The following is a 20,458-nucleotide window of genomic DNA, read 5'->3' on the forward strand; positions in this document are numbered from 1 at the left end:
ACCGATTTAGCTGACTCCGAGCTTGTGTGCCTAAGTTGTTGTTTGATTTAAAACAGGCAATATGGCAGCAATGCCAGTAAAAGTGCGGTAATTTTTCCCTTGTTTTTACTCAATGGATAAGTTGAGAAATCGGTTATCCACTCATCTTTAGAAAGGTGTCAAGTTTTAACTTTGTAACAAAGCGAGGGTTAAAATGAAAAAACACGAGAAAATTAGCGCAACACGCAGAAATTTTCTAAAAAATTCTTCTTTGGGGATTGCCGGTGCGTCATTGATGGGCGGCACAACGGGCATGGTTGGTTCTTTGGTGGCGCCGAAAGCCAACGCGACGGAAGCCAAAACCGTCTTTACAGCCGCACACTGGGGACCGCTTGGTTTGGTGGTGGAAGATGGTAAAGTCGTGAAATCCGGTCCGGCGATTGAACCGGCGATTGCCAATGAATTACAAACCGTCACGCAAGAATTAGTGCATGGTGAAAGCCGAGTGAAATATCCTATGGTGCGCAAAGGTTATTTAGAAGGTAACAAAGATACGACATTGCGCGGACGAGATGAGTGGGTTCGGGTTTCTTGGGAAAAAGCCTTATCGTTGGTGGATACTGAATTAAAACGTATTCGGGCAGAGCAGGGACCAAGCGGTATTTTTGCGGGATCTTACGGTTGGCGCAGCTCCGGTGTGTTACACGCTTGTCGGGTATTATTACACCGTTATCTCAATGCCACCGGCGGATTTGTCGGTACCAAAGGCGACTATTCTACCGGTGCGGCGCAAGTGATCATGCCTCACGTATTGGGAACCATTGAGGTTTATGAACAACAAACCAGCTGGGAGGTGATTTTAGAAAATTCCGATATTGTGGTACTTTGGTCAGCCAATCCGATAACGACCTTGCGGATCGCTTGGACCTCTACCGATCAGGAAGGCTTGGCATATTTCAAAAAATTAAAAGAAAGTGGCAAACGGATTATTTTTATCGATCCGGTGCGAAGTGAAAGTTGCGAATATTTGGGGGCAGAGTGGTTGCCAATTCATACCGCAACTGACGTGCCTTTGATGTTGGGGATTGCGCATACCTTAGTCGCGACGGATAAACATGATAAAGCCTTTTTACAAAAATACACCACCGGTTATGACAAATTCGAAGAATATTTGTTAGGTAAAATTGACGGTCAAGTCAAAGATGCACAATGGGCGAGCGAAATTTGCGGCTTGCCGGCAGAGGTGATCAAACAATTAGCCGCTGATTTTTCAAGCAAACGGACTATGTTGATGGGCGGTTGGGGGATGCAGCGTCAACGTCATGGCGAACAAGCGCATTGGATGATGGTTACGCTGGCTTCCATGCTTGGACAAATCGGTTTGCCGGGCGGCGGATTTGGTTTTAGTTATCATTATTCCAACGGCGGTGTGCCGAGTGTAACCGGCGGAACATTGAGCGTGATTTCGGCGACCTTAGGCGATAATAGCACCAATACTGGGCAGTCTTGGTTACTCGAATCTTCCAAATATAGCTTCCCTGTAGCGTTAATTTCTGACGCGTTATTAAATCCGGGGAAAACCGTACAATATAATGGCGAAGAATTAACCTATTCTGATATTAAATTTATTTACTGGGCGGGTGGCAATCCATTTGTCCATCATCAAGATACTAACCGTTTGGTGAAAGCATGGCAAAAACCGGATACAGTAGTAGTAAATGAAATTTTCTGGACACCAACTGCGCGTATGGCGGATATTGTATTGCCGGTGACCACCAGTTACGAACGTAACGACCTGACCATGTCCGGCGATTATTCCATGATGAATATCTTTCCGATGAAAAAAGCGGTCGAGCCGCAATTTGAGGCGAAAAGTGATTATGAAATTTTCACTGAATTAGCCAAACTTGCCGGCGTGGAAGAACGTTTTACGGAAAATAAATCGGAGATGGATTGGCTGAAAAGTTTCTACCAAAGCGCTTTCGACAGCGCGCGTAAAAATCGGGTGATCATGCCGAAATTTGAAACGTTCTGGGAGGAAAATAAACCGATTACCTTTAAAGCCAATGAGAAAGCGAAAAAATGGGTACGTTACGAAGCATTCCGCAATGATCCGTTGCTTAATCCATTAGGCACACCATCCGGTAAGATCGAAATTTACTCTGATGTGATCGCTAAAATGAATTATGATGATTGCAAAGGCTATCCGAGCTGGATGGAGCCGGAAGAGTTTGCCGGTAGCGTAACGGAAGAAGCGCCATTGGCATTGGTCACGCCGCACCCGTATTATCGTTTGCACAGCCAACTAAACAATACTTCATTGCGCGAAAAATACGCAGTCAAAGATCGAGAACCGGTGTTGATCCATAAAGAGGATGCCACCGCGCGTGGTATTGCAGATGGCGACATTGTGCGCATTTTCAACAAACGCGGTCAAGTCTTGGCGGGTGCCGTGGTAACAGAGGGGATTATCAAAGGGACTGTCGCTTTGCATGAAGGGGCATGGTACGATCCGTTGGATCTTGGGCAAAGTGAACAACCGTTGTGTAAAAATGGTTGTGCCAATGTGTTAACCATGGATAAAGGTACTTCCAAACTGGCGCAAGGTAACTCCTCGCATACCGGCATTGTACAGGTGGAAAAATATAACGGAGACGCCGTAGCGGTAACCGTATTTGACCACCCGAAATTTATCGAAAGTTAACCGCACTTTTGATGTCCGACAATCAAAATCCCGATCCAAGGATCGGGATTTTTTGATGGTTAAAGCGCGGTGTTTTTTTGTTGCATTTTGTGTAATTCGAGCAAGTTTTCTTCCGCTTTCGGCATTTGTAGGTAAAAACCTTGATTTTGCAAATGGGCGAGAACTTCTTGATTATCCGCTTGGATTAAGGATTTATTGCCTTTTAAATTAAATAACATCACGAAAATCGGCGCGCCGAAAAGAGCTTTGAGTTCGGGCGGGACTTTGTCAAAAATATCCCGTTTTTCCACGTATAAATACATTCCGTCTTTCTTTTTACTTTTATAAATTGCACATAACATGGGGCATTCTCTCTGATGGGTAAAAAATTATTGCTGATTTTACCGCAATTCTTTATTATCAAACCACAACATTTTGTTTAGGGAATTTATTATGGCACAAGATATTATCGAATTACGCACCGGTCAATTTTCTTCGGTATTTCTGATGCTTAACAGCTCAAGTTTAACGGTGATTAAACGGGCATTAGCCAAAAAAGTTAAAAAGTCGCCGTCATTTTTTCAAAATATCGCAGTGATTTTGCAATTTAATCCTATGTTGGAAAAAATCAATTTAAGCGAATTAAATGCCTTATTGGCACAATTTAATATTCATGTGATCGGCGTGACAGATTGGCAAAACGCCTTACAAAAAGAATTAATTCTTACCGCCGGTTTTACGTTATTAGGAAAAAGTGATGAAATTTCGGATATTTTGCCGGAACCTCGCTATTTGCCAACGAGAGTGATTGAACAAAATGTGGATGCTAATCAAGTGATTTATGCCAAAAACAGCGACTTGATTATTCATGGTAACGTAGAAAAAGGCGCGGAAGTGGCAGCGGATGGGAATGTGCATATTTATGGAAAATTACGCGGTCGGGCGATGGCGGGCGTGAATACCAATACAGGATCGATTTACGCGCAACATTTGGATGCGGAATTTGTAGCGGTGAACAGCCGCTTTTTAAATCGGGATAAAATTCCGTTAGAATTTATGCAAAGAGCGGTGCGAATTTTTGCAGAAAAAGAGAAACTTGCCTTTCGTATTTTGGGTGAATATTAAGATCGGAAAAATGAGTAAAAAAATACCGCACTTTTAGGCTTTTATGCGCAAAAGTGCGGTTATTTTTTATATGATTTTATAATACGTTAACGATACTTTCGCACAAGTAACGAATATTATCTTCCGTGATCCCCGCCACGTTGATCCGTCCGGAACGTACTGCGTAAATCGCAAATTCTTCTTTTAAGCGATCTACTTGTTCGGCAGACAGTCCGCTAAATGAGAACATCCCGTTTTGCTCGATAATAAAGCTGAAATCCTGTTTGGCACCGGATTCTTTTAATAATTGAACGAAAAGATGACGCATTTTTTTGATGCGTTCGCGCATCTCGGTCAATTCGTTCTCCCATTCGCTGCGCAATTGTTCGTCGCCTAAGACCAAAGCAACGGTGGACGCCCCGTGGGAGGCTGGATTTGAGTAAAGGGTACGCACGATAGTTTTGACTTGAGTTAATGCAGTCGCGGCAATTTGCTCATTTTCAGCCACTAAAGTAAATGCGCCGACACGTTCGTTGTACAAACCAAAGTTTTTAGAGAAGGAGCTTGCGACGAGTAATTCTTTGTGGTTAGCTGCAAAGGTACGTAATCCAAGAGCATCTTCTTCCAATCCGTTGGCTAAACCTTGATAGGCAAAGTCAAATAGTGGCAACCAACCGTTTTTAACAGACATTTCCGATAATTTTTGCCATTGTTCGGAGGTTGGATCGATACCGGTCGGATTATGGCAGCAACCGTGTAATAACACCACATCACCTTCGCCCGCATTGCTAAGATCGGCAATTAAATTGTCCCAGTCCAAGGCTTTTCGGTCGGCATCATAATAGCGATATTCGCGGATGGTCATGCCGACCGCGTTAAAAATCGCATGGTGATTTGGCCAAGTTGGGCTGCTGATCCACACATTTTGCGCTTTAGTTTGGCGTTTGATAAACTCTGCGGCGATACGTAATGCGCCGGTTCCGCCTAAACTTTGGACGGTTTTAGCGCGACCTTGCGTGACGACATCTGAATTTGCCCCGAATAATAACGCTTTCGTTTTGGCATTAAATTCCGCGACACCATCAATTGACAAATAATTTTTGGTCGTTTCGACGTCAAAAAGACGTTGTTCTGCTTTTTTAACCGCTTGCATAATTGGCGTTGTGCCTTGCGCATCTTTATAGACGCCGATACCTAAATTGATTTTTTTGTCACGTGTTTCCGCTTTAAAGGCTTCGCCTAATCCGAGAATTGGGTCAGCCGGTGCGGCATTGATATTTTCAAACATAGTTATTATCCTTACTTTTGTTGTATCTGTACGTCTCTTTTTATACTCATAAAGCTTTGGGGATGCAACCCTTTATTTAAGTAAACTTCGTATTTTTTATAAGCATTTAAATTTTAAGCCTACAAATTAGCTTATTTTAAATTTTCTAACGCCCATTCCACGCCGGACTGATAATCTTCCGGTAAAAATTGGCGCAATTGTGAAAGGCTTTGTGCCATCACTGTTTTATCCGGATGGGAGAGATTAATGTGTCCGACTTTGCGCCCCGAGCGTACTTCTTTGCCATACCAATGTACTTGACTAAAAGGAATATTGAGCCATTGCGGATGGAGTGGCGTACCGATTAAATTGACCATCAGGCTTGGCGCGCTAATAGAAAGGATTGGCGTTGGCAGATCCAGCAAGGCACGTAAATGCAATTCAAATTGGCTAATGCAGCAACCTAATTGCGTCCAGTGACCGCTGTTGTGTACACGTGGCGCTAATTCATTAATCAACAATTGCTCCCCGACCACAAAACACTCCATTGCCATGACGCCGACATAGTGTAATTGATGCATAATTTTGCTTAACATGGCTTCGGCTTGTTGCTGTAATTGGGCTTGGGCAGGGAGGGCGGGATCCATTAGGCTATAGCGTAAAATCCCAGCTTGCTGTAAATTGCGCGTGACAGGATAGAAACGGGTTTCCCCATTGCGAAATCGGGCGCCAACCAGCGAGATTTCGTAATCAAAAGGAATAAATTTTTCAACGATCACTTCATTGTTCAAATCTTCAGTGATGATATCGGAATTTTCTTGCTTGATAATCCATTGACCGCGCCCGTCGTAGCCGCCTGTGCGACGTTTTACAACGACTTTTTCGCCGATTTGTTGGAAAATTTCTGACCATTGTTGCGGGTTTTGCAATAGGCACCAAGGGGAAGTGGATAATTGTAATTCATCAAGTAAGGCTTTTTGGGATAAACGATCGGCTAATAAACCAAAGACATTTTTATTCACGAAATTAGGATGGGTTTCCAGCAAGGCAGTGAGCGGCGTTTTTTCCCAACGTTCAATTTCAGCAGTAATCAGACTGTTGGCGGATAAATCAATACAGGGGGCATCAAAAGCGAGCGGGTGAACCGCAATATCCAAAGGCGCACCGGCATAACGTAACATACGTCCTAATTGACCATTGCCGAGAATATAAACAGGGGGATATAAAGCATTGGTTTGCATGTTTAATCCTTACGATAAAATAGCTAAAGGGAATTAGAACATCTTTTGTCAAAAAGCAGCGACTAAGATGTCGGCGAAATTATACTAAATTGTAGGCGAAGTGCGGTATTTTTTTACAAGTTTTTTACTTATTTGTCGGGAATAGGGAAATTTTGCGGGAGAAGGTGAGTTTGGTGATATTTTTAGCTGATTTTGAGGAATGAATGGGATATATTATGGCAGTTCGTTTTTTAAGAAAATAAAATGCCTCCGGAGAGGAGATTGAGGAGGCTTGAACTTAATGTAAAACGGATCGAGGCGGAGGGGCATATAAGGTTCAAATTCGTTGGACGGATAACCGTTATTTTAAATGGAGATGGTCAGATAGGGTTTGCTTTGCTGCACTTCTACTTAATTTTATCATTTTTTAAAGAGGATAGTTTTATGAATAAGGTTTTTAAACTCATTTGGAACCATGCAAAACAAGGTTTTGATGTTACTTCCGAATTGACGCGCAGCCAGCGTAAAAACGCAACAACAGATAACCGAGAAAAGCCAGCTAAAGCCTTGTTGGTAGCGGGTTTATCCCTTTCTTTACTCGGGGGGGGGTAACCGCGGCTAAAGCACAAGCTTCTTCTCAACAACTTCTTCAACAACCTAAATCTCAATCTCAATCTTATTTAGTTTGGGGTAGAAATGCTAGCGTGTCATATCCTAATGGAGACCGCCACCACAATAAATACTCATATTATCTTAATCCAATTCTTCTAGGTAAAAAGAATAATGAGGATGATTACTTTGAAGATACTAGTATTGCACCTGTATATAATATATATTCCGGTGGGATTGCGCTAGGCTCAGCAGCCACAGTCTCGGAACATGCCGAAGATGGTATTGCGGTTGGTGTCGGCGCAAAAACCGACGGGCAAATGGGGACTTCTGTTGGTTTCTTTACTCAAGCAATAGGTAGACACTCCAGTGCTTATGGTTTCCAAAGCGTTGCGTATGGCAACCAATCTATTGCTATGGGCGAAAGACCCATCTCAATTGGGAGTAGTTCAATGGCTATTGGGGCATATTCTGTAGCTAACCCGGCATACTATTATGGGTATTTAAAGAAAACTAAAAACGGTAATGGTTTAGAAAATGTAGATAATCCACTTGCAAAAACATCAGTGGAAAATCAGGAAATATATGTTGTAGATAAAGGAGAAACATTGACATGTACGGAAGGTGAATACAAGACTAAAAATGGAAATGATTGTTTGAAGAGCACACCAGCTCTCGCTATTGGTGCAGAAGCAAAAGCCCTTAATGTTAATGCGCTTGCCATAGGTACCCAAGCTGAAGCCACTGGCGTTCGCTCTGTGGCGATACATGGCAATGCCACTGAAGAACGTGCTGTTGCCGTTGGTTTCTTTTCAGAAGCAAATGCACATAATGCCGTTGCCCTTGGGGCGAGGGCGTCCGTTGGCGGTGAAAGTTCCATTGCCGTAGGGGAAAAAACCATTGTTGAAAAAGCGAATTCTACCGCAGTAGGTCAATTAAATGTCGTTCGAGGAGAACGCTCGGGTTCATTTGGTTATTCGGGTAATATTAAAGATAATTTTAAAATATACGAAGAAAGTGAAAGAGATGATAATGGTGTTATTAAACCATATGGTCAAAGAAATTACTCGGCTTTCAATTATGGCGTATTTTCAGATGATGCCTATGCTTTCGGTAATAAAAATAAAATTGATAAAACCGCAAATAAGACGTTTGTTTTAGGGAACAACATTACTGCTACTAATGAAAACAACGTTATTCTCGGTAATGAAAGTGAGGATAAAAAATTCAAAGAAGTGGACGGTGCAAAAAACGGTACCTTCGTCACGGTAGGACCTTTAAAATATAACGGTTTTGCCGGTACACCAAAAGGCGTGGTTTCTGTGGGTAAAAAAGGTGCAGAACGCCAATTAGTAAATGTTGCACCCGGCGAAATCTCCAGCACCTCTACCGACGCAATCAACGGTTCGCAACTTTACGCGACAAATGCCATTTTAGGCAATGTTGCAAACTCAACCGTCAATGCATTGGGTGGTGCAACGCTTGATCTCGATAAAAATGGCACCTTCCGAGTGAGTTATAATTTAACGAGTAGTAACCCAAGTACTAGTGAGGCAACCGGAACAATTTATACTAATGTTGGTTCGGCATTAACTGCCTTAAGTCAAGCAGTCAATCAACCGTTAACTTTCAAAGCAAATCAGCTTGCAGATACTGGCGCTAATGGTTCACAGCAAGAGCTTGGCTCGACTATTTCTATAGTTGGTGCAACTGCCAATGAAGCACAAGGTGTGAATAACGATAAAGCTGTGGCAGGTACCTACTCAGCTAAAAATATCCAAACGGTGGTAACAGATAACCAAATCCAAATCCAAATGGCTGAAAATCCAGAGTTCAGATCAACCAATGTAACTAATGGTACAACTAGCACTGTGATTACCCCAGAAAATATCACCGTAGGCAATAAAACCGGAGGTTCGCCGATCGTGATCGGAGCCAATGCCGAAGGTCATAATCAAATCACTAATTTAACGACTACCATTCAAACACCAGCAACAGCACCTGTAACAAACAAACCAACAGGCGATATGTTGAACAATGCGGCGACAATCGGAGATGTATTGCATGCAGGTTGGAACTTAACAGAAAATGGTCACGCAAAAGATGTGGTTACGCCTTATGACAGCGTAAATTTTGCTAATGGTGTAGGAACTACCGCCGTGGTTGGTACCTCAGATGATGGTACAACCAGTACAGTTCGGATTAACAGTTTTTTAGGGATTACCGACAAAGCGGGTAATCAATTGGTACTGGGCAAAGACGGTAAATACTATAAACCGTCAGAGCTTAAACCGAACGGAGAGCCGAAAGATGGGGCTGCTCCTGTTGAAGCGGAAGATATATTGGTGAATGTTATTAATCCAGCAGCAACTAACGGGACGAAGGGGAATATGGTACAAGTTGGGAATTTGAGTAGTGGTTTAGGCACGAAAAATATTGATACTTACCCAAGTGGTAAAAATAATCCAACAAAACCAAGCCCATTACTTGACCTTTATGCGTTAGCAGATGGTACGAGTAACTATAAAATTCCCGATAGCAATGCAGCAACAGTAGGCGATCTGCGCAATATGGGGTGGATTGTTTCCGCTTCCGGTAACGGTTATCTTAATACGGTGAAAAATGCTAACCAAGTTAACTTTGTCGGCATTGACGGTATCAGTGTAACAGGGGAAGATGTTGGCGATATCCGTACTATTACAGCGAAAGTGAACGTAGATAATATTACCACCGAGATCACATATAAAGCGGATGGTTACGAGAAACTATATCGACAAAAAGATGGTTCATACAACACTAAGCGTGATGGTTCGGGCAAAAAACTAACAGCCGAGGAGTTAAAAGATAAAAATCTTATCAGCCAAATTTCAGCCATTACACCAATGGTCAACGGTGAAACCGTGAACGGTGTACCAAACTTGGTCAATAGTTACACAACAACGTTAAATAACACACCAGAAGGTATTAAGGTAGAGGTCAATACCGGTGAAATCACTCCGCAAGATGATGGCACGGTAACCAGTCCTGTTGCTAATCTTGATGATTTAAAAGCGAAGCAGGAGGCGCTAAAAGCAGCACAACAAGTATTAGCAACAGCGCCAGATAGCGAGAAGCCAAAGGCTCAAGAGAAAGTAAAAGAGGCTGAAGATGCGCTCAACGACACCGGCGTCAATAAAATTGCTACCGCACAAAATGTGGCGGAAGCCATCAATAAATCTGGTTGGAGAACCAAACCAACAAAAGTGGTGGATAAAGACGGTAAGACAGTTGAAAACCCAGCAGAGACTATCGTTAATCCAGGTGATACCGTGAACTATGTTGACGGTAAGGCAACCACTGCAAACGTTGTTGTTACACAAGGTTCAGACGGTAAAGAGACGGTCAATGTGTCTTATGATATCAATGTTGATGGTAAAACGACTAAAATTACTTATGTGACTGGTAGCGGAGAACAACAAAAGGCGGTATATGAAAAAGATGGTAAGTTCTATACACAACCTAATGGTCAAGGTGATGAAATTCAGGCGGCACAAGTCAGAAGCCAAATCACTGCTATTGCACCAACTTTTACCGCTAATGAAAAAGGGGATAAAGCAGGTTCATTGAACTTTGTAGATACTCCGACAACCAGAGTGAACGTCGAGGGTAATAACGTGACGGTGGATGTGAAAACTGGCGATATAACCAATAATGTTAAAGGGGATGTCACAGGTCCTGTAACACCAACCTTAATTGATGCACTTAAAGCAGCACAAAATGCTAAAACAGCCTTGCCAACTGACGCGACACCGGAACAGCTACAAGCCGCTCAAGTCGCAATTGATGAGGCACAAAAAGCTATTGATGATGCCAATAAGCAAATTGCCACTACACAAAACGTAGCAGATTCTATCAATCAATCCGGTTGGAATGTGGTGTCTAAAGCCAATGGTGGTACAGTATCTGGTAACCAAGAAACAAAATTGGTTAACCCAGGTTCAACCGTGGAATTAAAAGCCGGTAAGAATATTGATATTAAACAAGAAGGAATGAACTTCACGTTTGCGACAGTAGCAGATCCGGAATTTAATACGGTAGCAATCGGTAATCCAACCTATCAAGATGCTGATGGAAAGGCTGTTAATAAAGCCGGTGATAAATACTATTATGCCGATGGAACAGAAGTGCCTGCAGATAAAGTAGTCACACCGACAAGTCCAGCGACGAAGTTAGCAGCGGAAACAGCTATCCCAGCAACGAATAATCATGAAACCAATGCACCAACAACAGCATTGAATATGACTTCGGTAGATGGTAAACCAACGCAATTGACAGGTGTCGGTTCCGTGTTGAATACGACGACTGTGGCGACAAATCCGGATGCAAATAGCAGTACTGCACCTGTTGATAGTAAATTGGTAGACTTGGGCAATGCAACAAATCCACTATCTGAACAACAATTGAATTCTGCTGCTACCGTACGCGATATCGCCAACATGGGTTGGGTTATTTCAGCGGAAGATAGTTATAAAGACACGGTGAAAAATGCTAACGAAGTGAAATTCTTAGGAACGGGGTTAGCCACGGTGAGCGGAAAAACGGATGAAGCTGGGGTACGTACTATCACGGTCAATGTAGATGCACAACGCGCAGTGGAATCTGCCCAATTACCGGTGGTTTATACCAATCGTGATGGGGATAAACTGGTAAAAGTGGCTGATAAATTCTATAAAGCCGGTGATGTGACAAATGGCATACCAAATCAAGGTGTCACGCCGGTCAATTCAGGGGATGTGATTGCCGCTATGAATAACGGTGACAACAATACGACAACACCAATGGCATTATCTAACGTACAAAGTCATTTAACCCCGACCACGTCAACCACCCAGTTGATTGATAAAGTGGGCGCTGTCAGTACGGTCGAGGCGCCGACAACATCACAAACTGCGCCGACAGTAGCCGAGGCGGCGAAGATGAACAACAAGGCGGCGACGGTTGGTGATGTGTTAAATGCCGGCTGGAATTTACAGGTTAACGGTGAAGCGAAAGACTTCGTGAAACCTTATGATACGGTGAATTTTGGTGATGGTATTGGCACGAAAGCGGAGGTAGAAAGTGATGGCACAATATCTACCATTAAAGTGAATATTGACGCCGGTTCATTAGAAGCCAACGCGGACGGTTCTGTACGAGGCTCCGCCCCAACGCCGGAGTTAGCAGAAAATTTAGCGAAAGCAGAAGAGGCGCTAGCGGCAGTAGAGGCATTAGGGGATAATGCACCAAAAAATGTGTTGGAGGCAGCAAAAGCCGCGGTTTATGATGCGGAGAAAGCGATTAAGCAGGCTAACGCTAATAAAGTCGCCACAGTAAGCAATGTGGTTGAAGCGGTGAATAACTCCGGTTGGACAGCCACGGTAGGAAAAACGGGAACAGGAGAAGTCGTTAATAAGGGCGGTGATAAACTGGTTAACCCGGGCGATACGGTGAGTATAATTGCCGGCGATAATATGAAAATCACAAAAGACGGTTTGAATTATACGGTTGAAACGAAAAAAGAAGTAACCTTTGATCGCGTGACTGCCAATGTGGTGAATGTGGGGCCTGTGAGTCTGTCCGGTTCGACAGCGGCAAACCCAGATGGCAGCCGCACAAACGAATTAAGCGTGGGTAAACCGGGTGAGGAAACACGGATTACAAACGTGGCGAAGGGGGTTAAACCAACGGATGCGGTGAACGTCGGTCAGTTGAAAGATGAAATTGGCGGCATAAATAATCGTATCAATAAAGCAACTAAAGAACACCGTTCTGGTATTGCAGGCGCCGCAGCAATTGCGGGGTTACCGGAAATTCACTTATCCGGTAAGTCTATGTTAGCCGCTGCTGCAAGTACTTATAAAGGTGAGAATGCGATTGCGATAGGTTATTCTCGTTTGTCTGACAACAGCAAGATCAAACTGAAAATTACCGGTAGTGCAACATCACAAGGTGATGTTATCGGTACGGTTGGTGTTGGTTATGCTTGGTAAAATCTAAGCTAAACACATTAAAACCTCTAAACAGAGATGTTTAGAGGTTTCAGACAAATGACAAACCCCATTATTTTTACAATCAATAAAAAATAGTGGGGTTGTTTTGTATTTGATGGCTTGTAAACCAATATTCTTGCCCTACTAATTTTAGAACGCTCATTCCGAGTATTCGACGATATACCTCAATATATTCCCTTATCCAAGCATCAGCATTGTACCCTCATCTGAACTATGGGAAGAGGAGCTTTATCAAGAATGAGCCGAACAACATCATTCAGAACGGGACGTTGATCAGTTGCTTGAGGGATTTTTTGAATACATAAAAAAACAATATAGCTCGCTTTTCAATTTGGAGGCTTTAGATAAACAAGATTGCGTACTTATTGATAGCTTTCGTTCCTTACCAAGTAAAGCAAGAACGGTTGTCAGTCGATTTATTCAAGAGTTATCAGATAATTACCCCTCCATAGAACAAACCGGATCCTTGCAAGATCACTCGGTAAGAATTTGGATTTCTTATCTACAACAAGGCAGCAGAACGGTTCAATTGTCCTTTAGCTATATTTAGGATGATTTGACATTTCTTCTATGCAAAATTAGAATTCCCTCAATCAAAACAACGTATTCAGAAACATGAAACCTTATTTAATTGTTGCTTGCGCTGCTCTTATTTCCACATCTTCTCTTGCTAATAACCAAAAAAAGACTTTTTCTCGTCTAAATTAAATAGATGCAAATCAACAACAACGCCAAACCCAACAACAATCCGCACAGGAAGAACACCTTAAAAAATCAATCAGATGTTCGTTTTGAAACTTCTCAAGAACCAACCGCACTATTCCCTCAAAATGAAAACCCTTGTTTTAATATTTATAAAATTTCTTTATTAGATTATTCCACTGATAATAATTTTTCTCTCAGTCAATTTTCTTTAGAATTAAATAAATCAGTAAAAGATTTAAAAATAAATTACCTTTATGTATTAGTACAGATGGAATTAATGTTTTAGTTAAAACTATTCAAAATAAATCGTATAACTTCGTATAATGTATGCTATACGAAGTTATGCAAAAAAAAAAAAAAAACCTATCCCCCTGTGTGCCTTCCTCCCACGACTGTACAGATGGAATTAATGTTTTAGTTAAAACTATTCAAAATAAAATAATAGAAAAAGGTTATGTAACGACACGCGTGGTTGTGCCGGAAAAAATCTTACCAATGGTGAACTTAATTTGATGGTGGTGCCGGGAAAGGTGCGCCACATTTTGGTGAATGATAGTAGTCAGTCGCCCAAATTTAACCGTTGGCAAAGTTGGACGGCGTTAACCTTTGACTCGGGAGATTTGCTGAGGATTTTTAACAACTATTACTGATATTGTACTAAGTATAGTAGATTAAAATTGGCGATAAAGTTTACTCAAAAAATGAGTTGATAGGACAAATAAGCTATCAACAAGTTCAAGCACACTACCATAACCTATATGACTTAACAGTTTATGTGGAAATCATTGATAGCTATGGAAAAACACAAACGATTGTATCGAATATAATTTCTTTAGCCGATAGCCATTGATTTGGGAAACGTTTAAATACCTTTGCAATAAATTCACTTGGACGATAGCCATAAATCGTTATTGTGCTGACTTTTTATTCTTCAGGGGCTGAAAATGCGAGCAGAGCTTGCTCTAACGTGTGAATATGCTGTTTGGCGGTCAGATTTTCTCGCGCTTGAGCCTCTGTTGGAGTTTGATAAACCTGCTTTAAATCTGCCGTTACCGCCTTGTAATCTTTCCACGAGACATATTTCAGGCTGTTCCGTAAAATGCACAATGCAAAGCTGAATCTTCGTTTGAGGATAAACTGCATTGATTGCCTCGGGAAAGCCTTTTAAGTCATCCACACAGGCGATAAAAATGTCTTTCAAGCCTCAATTTTGAAGCTCGGTTAAAACATTTGCTCGGAACTTCGTCCCTTCATTGTCAGTTATCCAAAGCCCAAGAAGCTCTTTATGACCGTCAAGAAATACCTGTGTCTGATATATTATCTCAGAAACAGGTATTTACACAATTTGTGGGATAGGCTCTTTTTTTTGTACCGCGTAACGATTTGTTTCTTCGTGCTTTTTTATTTGAGTAAATGCCTATAAACCCACTTAGTTGAGCTCTTCTTCACTTAATTTTAAAAGGCGGGCAATAGCGTTACGATAGGAGATTTCTAAGGTTTCACAACTGGTAGCGATAACGCCCTGATCGATTAAATAACCGTCGTTAACATCATAAACCCAACCGTGCAAAGATAAGGTTTTCCCACTTTTCCAAGCAGAAGTGATGATAGAAGAACGCCCTAAGTTATAAACTTGCTCCGCTACATTAATTTTGGTCAGCATATCGGCACGTTTTTCCGCCGGTACATTGCCTAATAAATGACTGTGTTTATACCAAATATCGCGTAAATGTAATAACCAATTGTTGATTAATCCGAGATCTTGATTTGCCATGGCTGCTTTAATTCCGCCGCAATTGGTATGCCCACAAATGATAATATGCTCAATATTTAATACATCAACCGCATATTGAACCACGGATAAACAGTTTAAATCGGTGTGAATAACTTGGTTTGCCACGTTGCGATGGACAAATAATTCGCCCGGACCGAGATTAGTTAATTTTTCCGCCGGAACACGACTGTCGGAGCAACCGATCCATAAGTAACTTGGGGTTTGGTGATCGGCTAACTCGCGAAAATAATCCGAGTTTTCTTCTTTCATGCGCGTTGCCCAAGTGTAGTTGTTGGCAAAAAGCTGTTCGATTCTTTTCATTACTGCTAAACTCCTGTTTTATCGAAACAGTTAAGTATAACGCAGAATGCAGAAGGGGTAAAAGTAAAACTGCTCCAATCAGTGTGGGGAAATACGCCGACATCAACCAAGGATGAGCGCATTTCCCCAAGAAGATTTTTAGCGAGTCGCCGCTTTCATGGCTTGTACAAATTGCGCTAAATCGGCGAGACAATGAGCGTGATTATCTAAGTTTTTCTCGATAATTTTTACCGTTGCCGATCCGGAAATTGCACCTGCTGCGCCTAAAGCAATGGCTTCTTTGACTTGTTGTGGTGTGGCAATTCCGAAACCTTGTAAAATCGGCGCTGAATGATGGGCTTTTAATTGCTTGATCAAATTATCCAAATTGGCTGAATGTTGTTGATTCTCTGCACTGGTGACACCGGCGCGCGAGACTAAATAGGTATAGCCTTGGGTATGTTTAGCAACGCCTTGTACGGTACGTGCATCCGCATTCGGAGGGCAAATAAAGACCGGCTGAATGTCGTATTTTTGCGCGGCTTGAATATAAGGCTCGGCGGCAAGCAACGGAATATCAGCAATTAATACTGCATCCACGCCCACATCAGCACAGCGTTGATAAAATTTATCCAAGGTTTGTGCATACACCAAATTGGCGCAAAGCAACAAGCTAATTGGAATTTGCGGATATTTTGACCGCACTTTTTGTAGTAATTGGAAACTTTCTTCCGTGCTGCAACCTGCTTGTAAGGCACGATTGTTTGCCGCTTGGATCACCGCTCCATCAAGTAGCGGATCGGAAAACGGAAAGCCTAATTCTAAGGCATCGGCGCCATTTTCTACCAAGGTACAAATAATTTCAAAAGAGCGATCAAAGCTCGGATCGCCAAGGGTGACGAATGGAACGAACCCGCCTTGTTTTTTTGTGGCAAGTTGTGTAAATAAATCAGCAAAACGTGTGGTTTGATAAGACATTAGATTTTCCCCTTTGCAGTTAATAGTTTATCTACGGTGAAAATATCTTTATCTCCCCGACCGGATAAATTGACGACGAGTAACTGTTCTTTATCCGGATTTTGTTTAATTAATTTCAAGGCGTGCGCCAACGCGTGCGAACTTTCCAGTGCGGGAATAATGCCTTCATGTTGTGCTAAGGATTGGAAGGCATCCAGCGCTTCATCATCAGTGATGCTTTCATATTCGGCACGTCCGATAGAATGTAAATAGGCGTGTTGTGGACCGACGGAAGGGAAGTCCAGTCCGGCGGAAACGCTGTAGGATTCTTCGATTTGACCGTCTTCCGTTTGCATAATCGGCGATTTCATGCCGAAATAAATGCCTACTTTGCCATGACGCAATGGGGCGCCATGTTCTCCGGTTTCAATGCCTTTCCCGGCTGGTTCAATGCCGATTAAGCGTACAGATTTTTCCTCGATAAAATCGGCAAACATCCCGATAGCATTTGATCCACCACCAACTGCCGCGATCACCGCATCCGGCAAGCGTCCCTCTTTTTCCAGAATTTGATGTTTAGTTTCTTCGCCAATCATTTTCTGGAATTCACGCACAATAGTTGGAAACGGGTGTGGACCTGCTGCGGTACCCAGTAAATAGTGGGTATTTTCATAGTTTGCCGACCAATCGCGCATGGCTTCACAACAGGCGTCTTTCAATGAGCAAGATCCTTTTTCCACCGATACGACTTCAGCACCCATTAAGCGCATACGAAACACATTAGGCGATTGGCGCTCAACATCTTTCGCACCCATATAAATTTTACAAGGCATATCCAACATGGCACAAGCTAACGCTGTCGCCACACCATGTTGTCCGGCTCCGGTTTCTGCGATAATACGAGTTTTGCCCATACGTTTGGCAAGTAAAATTTGTCCTAATACTTGGTTGGTTTTATGTGCACCGCCATGTAATAAATCTTCGCGTTTTAAATATAATTTCGTTTTAGTGCCTGTGGTCAAATTGCGACACAAGGTTAATGCTGTCGGGCGCCCGGCGTAGTTTTTTAATAAATCTTGAAATTCTTGCCGGAATTGCGGATCTTGTTGTGCTTCTACGAACGCTTTTTCCAATTCTTGCAAGACCGGAACCAGAATTTCCGGAACGTACATACCGCCAAACTCTCCAAAATAAGGGTTTAAAATCGTCTCTGACATAAGTTTTCTCCATTGTATTTTTATTGATGCCATACTACTACACTAGTACATAATTGTGTAGTGTTTTTTTATAACTTTTTAGGATTTTCATGTTCAGCTTAAAATGGTAAAAAAAGGCGAAAACCCTTTCGCCTTAAGTGTTTTTAGAATGAAGTTGAAAAGAAAAAATAGTCGCTCAACTTTTCATTATTTATTTATCTAAAATGTGCTGAAAAGCCTGCGCCAGCTTAGCGTTATCTTTGATCCCCGTCGCACTTTCTACACCGGAATTCAAATCCACTCCCAGACATTGTTGCTCAAGGGCTAACTCAATATTTTGCGGATTAATGCCGCCGGCTAACATGATGTTATCTTTGTATTGTGCCGGAATTTTCGACCAATCAAAAGTCGCGCCGGTACCGCCTTGTTGATTACCGATTTTGCTGTCCAGCACATAGCGATCCACTGCCGAAATCGGCTGAAAATCCACCGCACTTTGCGAGATATCAATAGATATAGCTTTCCAAATTTGGCAATGTGGTGGCAGATCTTGACGAAGTGCGGTTATAAATTCGGTAGTTTCTGTGCCATGTAATTGCACAGCAAATAGCGCTAATTGTTTGGCAAGGTTGATGATCAGATCCTTATCTTGATTTTGAAACACACCGACAAAACGCAGTGGGGCTTGGGTGACCAATTCTTGCGCTTGGCGTAAGGACAAACAACGCGGCGATTTTTCAGCAAAAATCAATCCGCCATAAAGCACGCCTTGTGCATAAACCGCTTGTACATCTTGCGGACGGGTTAAACCGCATACTTTGTTTTCACCGAAAATTACGGATCGTACTGCGTTGTTTAAATCCGTGCTGCCCATTAAGCTGCTGCCGATCAAAAATCCGTTAACATCGGATTTCAGTTGTTGCACTTGGTTGTGGGTATAAATGCCGGATTCGCTGATAATGATACGATCAGCGGGAATTTGGCGGGCAAGAGGCGGCGTTCTGCCGAGATCAACCGATAAATCGTGCAGATCGCGATTGTTAATGCCGATCACTTTAGCGCCCAGTGCAATGGCACGCTCCAATTCTTGCTGATTTGATGTTTCGGTTAATACTCCCATACCAAGTTTATGAGCAAGGGTGGAGAGCGTACGATAAGTGTCGTCGTCCACCACAGATAACATCAGCAAAATGGCATCCGCTTGATAATAACGTGCCAAATAGACTTGATATTCGCTGATCATAAAATCTTTGCATAAAACCGGTTGATGAACGATATCGCGTACTTGTTGTATGAAAGAAAAATCGCCTTGGAAATATTTTTCGTCGGTCAATACGGAAATCGCGCAGGCGTAATGACGATATACATTAGCAATTTCTGCCAAATTGAATTCTTGACGAATTAAGCCCTTTGATGGAGAGGCTTTTTTACATTCTAAAATAAATGTCGGACGCTGATGAGTGCCTTGTGCCAAGGCTTCATAAAAAGTGCGGTCGGATTTTGTAATCTTTTGTTGAAATTGTTCAAGCGGAAATGCCGTCTGTTTTTGTTTTATCCATTCGATTTTATCCAATACAATTTGTTGCAAAATTGTCGGTTTGTTGTTTAAGTTAATATTCATAATGATGTTCTAATACTGTGTAAATTTTTGTAATAAATCAAATGCGTTGCCGGAATGAAGCACGTCCAAGGCGCGTTCTGAATTTTCTTTTAAGTTATCATGACCGAATAATTTTAGCAGCATAGCGGTATTCATGGCGATCGCTTGATTATGTGCCTCTTTGCCTTTGCCTTGCAAAAGTGCGGTCAAAATTTTGGCATTTTCTGCCGGTTCACCACCGCGCAAACTTTCCAATGGGTGTTCTTTAAAACCGAAGTCTTGTGGCGTGAGGCGATAATATTCGATATCTTTACCGCGAATTTCCGCCACTTCGGTACTGCCATGAACGGCAATTTCATCCAAACCGGAGCCATGTACCACAATGGTATGTTCATGATTTAATTGCGTAATAGTTTCCGCGTAGGTTTTTAATAATGGGATGGAGTAAACACCGAGAAATTGACGTTTTGCATGCGCAGGGTTGATTAACGGACCTAAGATATTAAAAATGGTGCGTGTTTTAAGAGCTTGTCGCACGGGTACCGCATGTTTAAATCCCAGGTGGTAATGTGGCGCAAACAGAAAACAGAAATTGACTTCATCTAAGGCTTTGCGCGCTTGGGCAGGAGCCATGGTGATGTTGATTCCTAAACCGGTTAATAAATCGCTGGCGCCGGTTTTGCTGGAAACACTGCGGTTACCATGTTTTGCTACTTTGATCCCGCAAGCTGCTCCGACAAGGGCGGAGGCGGTAGAAATATTAATCGTATTGGCGCCGTCGCCGCCGGTTCCAACAATATCGGCAAAGGCGTAATCCGGCGTTGGGAAAGGTTGTGCCGCTTCTAATAAAGCGGAGACTGCGCCGCTAATTTCTTCCGGTGTTTCACCGCGCATTTTTAGCGCAATTAATACGCCGGACAGTTGCTCGTTGGATAATTTTCCTTGAATAATATCGCCAAATAAGACCGCACTTTCTGCGCGGGTAAGTGGTTGTCTGTCAAAAAGGCGATTGATGATGTGTTCAGTTTGCATATG

General features: G+C 42.5%; 16 protein-coding genes, 1 pseudogene and 1 riboswitch. Of the genes and pseudogenes, 8 read left to right on the forward strand and 9 right to left on the reverse strand.

The genetic code is table 11. The annotated features are described in order from the left end of the window. Window positions 1-3: 3 nt before the first annotated feature. A riboswitch (molybdenum cofactor riboswitch) is annotated at window positions 4-174 on the forward strand. Window positions 175-193: 19 nt separating this feature from the next. Beyond that, the gene (torA, locus tag CFY87_RS10705; protein ID WP_094947665.1) at window positions 194-2,683 is read left to right on the forward strand and encodes a trimethylamine-N-oxide reductase TorA; all 2,490 of its coding nucleotides are present in this window, start codon (window positions 194-196) and stop codon (window positions 2,681-2,683) included. A 59-nt stretch (window positions 2,684-2,742) separates the two neighbouring features. On the opposite strand, the gene CFY87_RS10710 is transcribed toward torA, so the two are convergent. After that, window positions 2,743-3,024: a YcgL domain-containing protein gene (locus tag CFY87_RS10710; protein WP_094947668.1), complete on the reverse strand. Its 282-nt coding sequence runs from the start codon at window positions 3,022-3,024 to the stop codon at window positions 2,743-2,745. A gap of 91 nt (window positions 3,025-3,115) precedes the next feature. Between CFY87_RS10710 and minC the strand changes: the two genes are divergently transcribed. Beyond that, a complete protein-coding gene (gene minC, locus CFY87_RS10715; RefSeq protein WP_094947671.1) occupies window positions 3,116-3,787 on the forward strand; it encodes a septum site-determining protein MinC in 672 nt (223 codons plus the stop codon). Window positions 3,788-3,863: 76 nt separating this feature from the next. Here the strand turns inward: minC and CFY87_RS10720 are convergent, their stop codons facing one another. Then, window positions 3,864-5,054, reverse strand: a complete 1,191-nt coding sequence (locus tag CFY87_RS10720; protein ID WP_094947674.1) for an amino acid aminotransferase — start codon at window positions 5,052-5,054, stop codon at window positions 3,864-3,866. Window positions 5,055-5,185: 131 nt separating this feature from the next. Then, on the reverse strand, window positions 5,186-6,274 hold the full coding sequence (gene purK, locus CFY87_RS10725; protein WP_094947677.1) for a 5-(carboxyamino)imidazole ribonucleotide synthase: 1,089 nt from the start codon (window positions 6,272-6,274) through the stop codon (window positions 5,186-5,188). Window positions 6,275-6,697: 423 nt separating this feature from the next. Between purK and CFY87_RS11740 the strand changes: the two genes are divergently transcribed. The 6 genes from CFY87_RS11740 to CFY87_RS12745 all read left to right on the forward strand — a co-directional run bounded on the left by CFY87_RS11740 (window position 6,698) and on the right by CFY87_RS12745 (window position 14,446). Next, window positions 6,698-6,865: an ESPR domain-containing protein gene (locus tag CFY87_RS11740; RefSeq protein WP_158216595.1), complete on the forward strand. Its 168-nt coding sequence runs from the start codon at window positions 6,698-6,700 to the stop codon at window positions 6,863-6,865. Window positions 6,866-6,957: 92 nt separating this feature from the next. Then, a complete protein-coding gene (locus CFY87_RS10735; protein ID WP_094947683.1) occupies window positions 6,958-12,870 on the forward strand; it encodes a YadA-like family protein in 5,913 nt (1,970 codons plus the stop codon). 352 nt (window positions 12,871-13,222) lie between these two features. Further along, window positions 13,223-13,441 carry a hypothetical protein gene (locus CFY87_RS11745; protein ID WP_158216628.1) on the forward strand — a complete coding sequence of 73 codons (219 nt, stop codon included), beginning with the start codon at window positions 13,223-13,225 and terminating at the stop codon, window positions 13,439-13,441. 162 nt (window positions 13,442-13,603) lie between these two features. After that, on the forward strand, window positions 13,604-13,882 hold the full coding sequence (locus CFY87_RS10745) for a hypothetical protein (RefSeq protein ID WP_094947689.1): 279 nt from the start codon (window positions 13,604-13,606) through the stop codon (window positions 13,880-13,882). 56 nt (window positions 13,883-13,938) lie between these two features. Next, on the forward strand, window positions 13,939-14,109 hold the full coding sequence (locus CFY87_RS12370; RefSeq protein ID WP_236757422.1) for a POTRA domain-containing protein: 171 nt from the start codon (window positions 13,939-13,941) through the stop codon (window positions 14,107-14,109). Window positions 14,110-14,302: 193 nt separating this feature from the next. Continuing rightward, complete coding sequence (locus tag CFY87_RS12745) at window positions 14,303-14,446, forward strand: hypothetical protein (protein ID WP_158216629.1); 144 nt, start codon at window positions 14,303-14,305, stop codon at window positions 14,444-14,446. A gap of 140 nt (window positions 14,447-14,586) precedes the next feature. Here the strand turns inward: CFY87_RS12745 and CFY87_RS10760 are convergent. From CFY87_RS10760 to trpD, 6 genes and pseudogenes are all read right to left on the reverse strand, one after another. After that, window positions 14,587-14,893 (reverse strand): annotated as a pseudogene (locus CFY87_RS10760) (transposase); the annotation flags it as partial. A gap of 132 nt (window positions 14,894-15,025) precedes the next feature. Continuing rightward, window positions 15,026-15,691, reverse strand: coding sequence for a carbonate dehydratase (gene can / locus CFY87_RS10765; protein ID WP_094947696.1), 666 nt, complete (start codon window positions 15,689-15,691; stop codon window positions 15,026-15,028). 138 nt (window positions 15,692-15,829) lie between these two features. Further along, window positions 15,830-16,648: a tryptophan synthase subunit alpha gene (gene trpA, locus CFY87_RS10770; RefSeq protein ID WP_094947699.1), complete on the reverse strand. Its 819-nt coding sequence runs from the start codon at window positions 16,646-16,648 to the stop codon at window positions 15,830-15,832. Beyond that, entirely contained in the window at window positions 16,648-17,844 is a 1,197-nt protein-coding gene (trpB, locus tag CFY87_RS10775; RefSeq protein WP_094947702.1) for a tryptophan synthase subunit beta, read from the reverse strand. Before trpB ends, trpA begins: the two co-directional genes overlap by 1 nt. A gap of 190 nt (window positions 17,845-18,034) precedes the next feature. Then, window positions 18,035-19,444 carry a bifunctional indole-3-glycerol-phosphate synthase TrpC/phosphoribosylanthranilate isomerase TrpF gene (gene trpCF, locus CFY87_RS10780; protein WP_094947705.1) on the reverse strand — a complete coding sequence of 470 codons (1,410 nt, stop codon included), beginning with the start codon at window positions 19,442-19,444 and terminating at the stop codon, window positions 18,035-18,037. Window positions 19,445-19,453: 9 nt separating this feature from the next. Beyond that, on the reverse strand, window positions 19,454-20,455 hold the full coding sequence (trpD, locus tag CFY87_RS10785) for an anthranilate phosphoribosyltransferase (RefSeq protein WP_094947708.1): 1,002 nt from the start codon (window positions 20,453-20,455) through the stop codon (window positions 19,454-19,456). Window positions 20,456-20,458 lie beyond the last annotated feature (3 nt).

The sequence above is a fragment of the Actinobacillus seminis genome (genome assembly GCF_002263215.1).
Lineage (GTDB): Bacteria > Pseudomonadota > Gammaproteobacteria > Enterobacterales > Pasteurellaceae > Actinobacillus_B > Actinobacillus_B seminis.

Excerpts from the sequence above, each read along its gene's own strand:
- torA (WP_094947665.1), top strand. The coding sequence starts at position 194 with ATGAAAAAACACGAGAAAATTAGCGCAACACGCAGAAATTTTCTAAAA.
- CFY87_RS10710 (WP_094947668.1), bottom strand. The coding sequence starts at position 3,024 with ATGTTATGTGCAATTTATAAAAGTAAAAAGAAAGACGGAATGTATTTA.
- minC (WP_094947671.1), top strand. The coding sequence starts at position 3,116 with ATGGCACAAGATATTATCGAATTACGCACCGGTCAATTTTCTTCGGTA.
- CFY87_RS10720 (WP_094947674.1), bottom strand. The coding sequence starts at position 5,054 with ATGTTTGAAAATATCAATGCCGCACCGGCTGACCCAATTCTCGGATTA.
- purK (WP_094947677.1), bottom strand. The coding sequence starts at position 6,274 with ATGCAAACCAATGCTTTATATCCCCCTGTTTATATTCTCGGCAATGGT.
- CFY87_RS11740 (WP_158216595.1), top strand. The coding sequence starts at position 6,698 with ATGAATAAGGTTTTTAAACTCATTTGGAACCATGCAAAACAAGGTTTT.
- CFY87_RS10745 (WP_094947689.1), top strand. The coding sequence starts at position 13,604 with ATGCAAATCAACAACAACGCCAAACCCAACAACAATCCGCACAGGAAG.
- CFY87_RS12370 (WP_236757422.1), top strand. The coding sequence starts at position 13,939 with ATGCAAAAAAAAAAAAAAAACCTATCCCCCTGTGTGCCTTCCTCCCAC.
- can (WP_094947696.1), bottom strand. The coding sequence starts at position 15,691 with ATGAAAAGAATCGAACAGCTTTTTGCCAACAACTACACTTGGGCAACG.
- trpA (WP_094947699.1), bottom strand. The coding sequence starts at position 16,648 with ATGTCTTATCAAACCACACGTTTTGCTGATTTATTTACACAACTTGCC.
- trpB (WP_094947702.1), bottom strand. The coding sequence starts at position 17,844 with ATGTCAGAGACGATTTTAAACCCTTATTTTGGAGAGTTTGGCGGTATG.
- trpCF (WP_094947705.1), bottom strand. The coding sequence starts at position 19,444 with ATGAATATTAACTTAAACAACAAACCGACAATTTTGCAACAAATTGTA.
- trpD (WP_094947708.1), bottom strand. The coding sequence starts at position 20,455 with ATGCAAACTGAACACATCATCAATCGCCTTTTTGACAGACAACCACTT.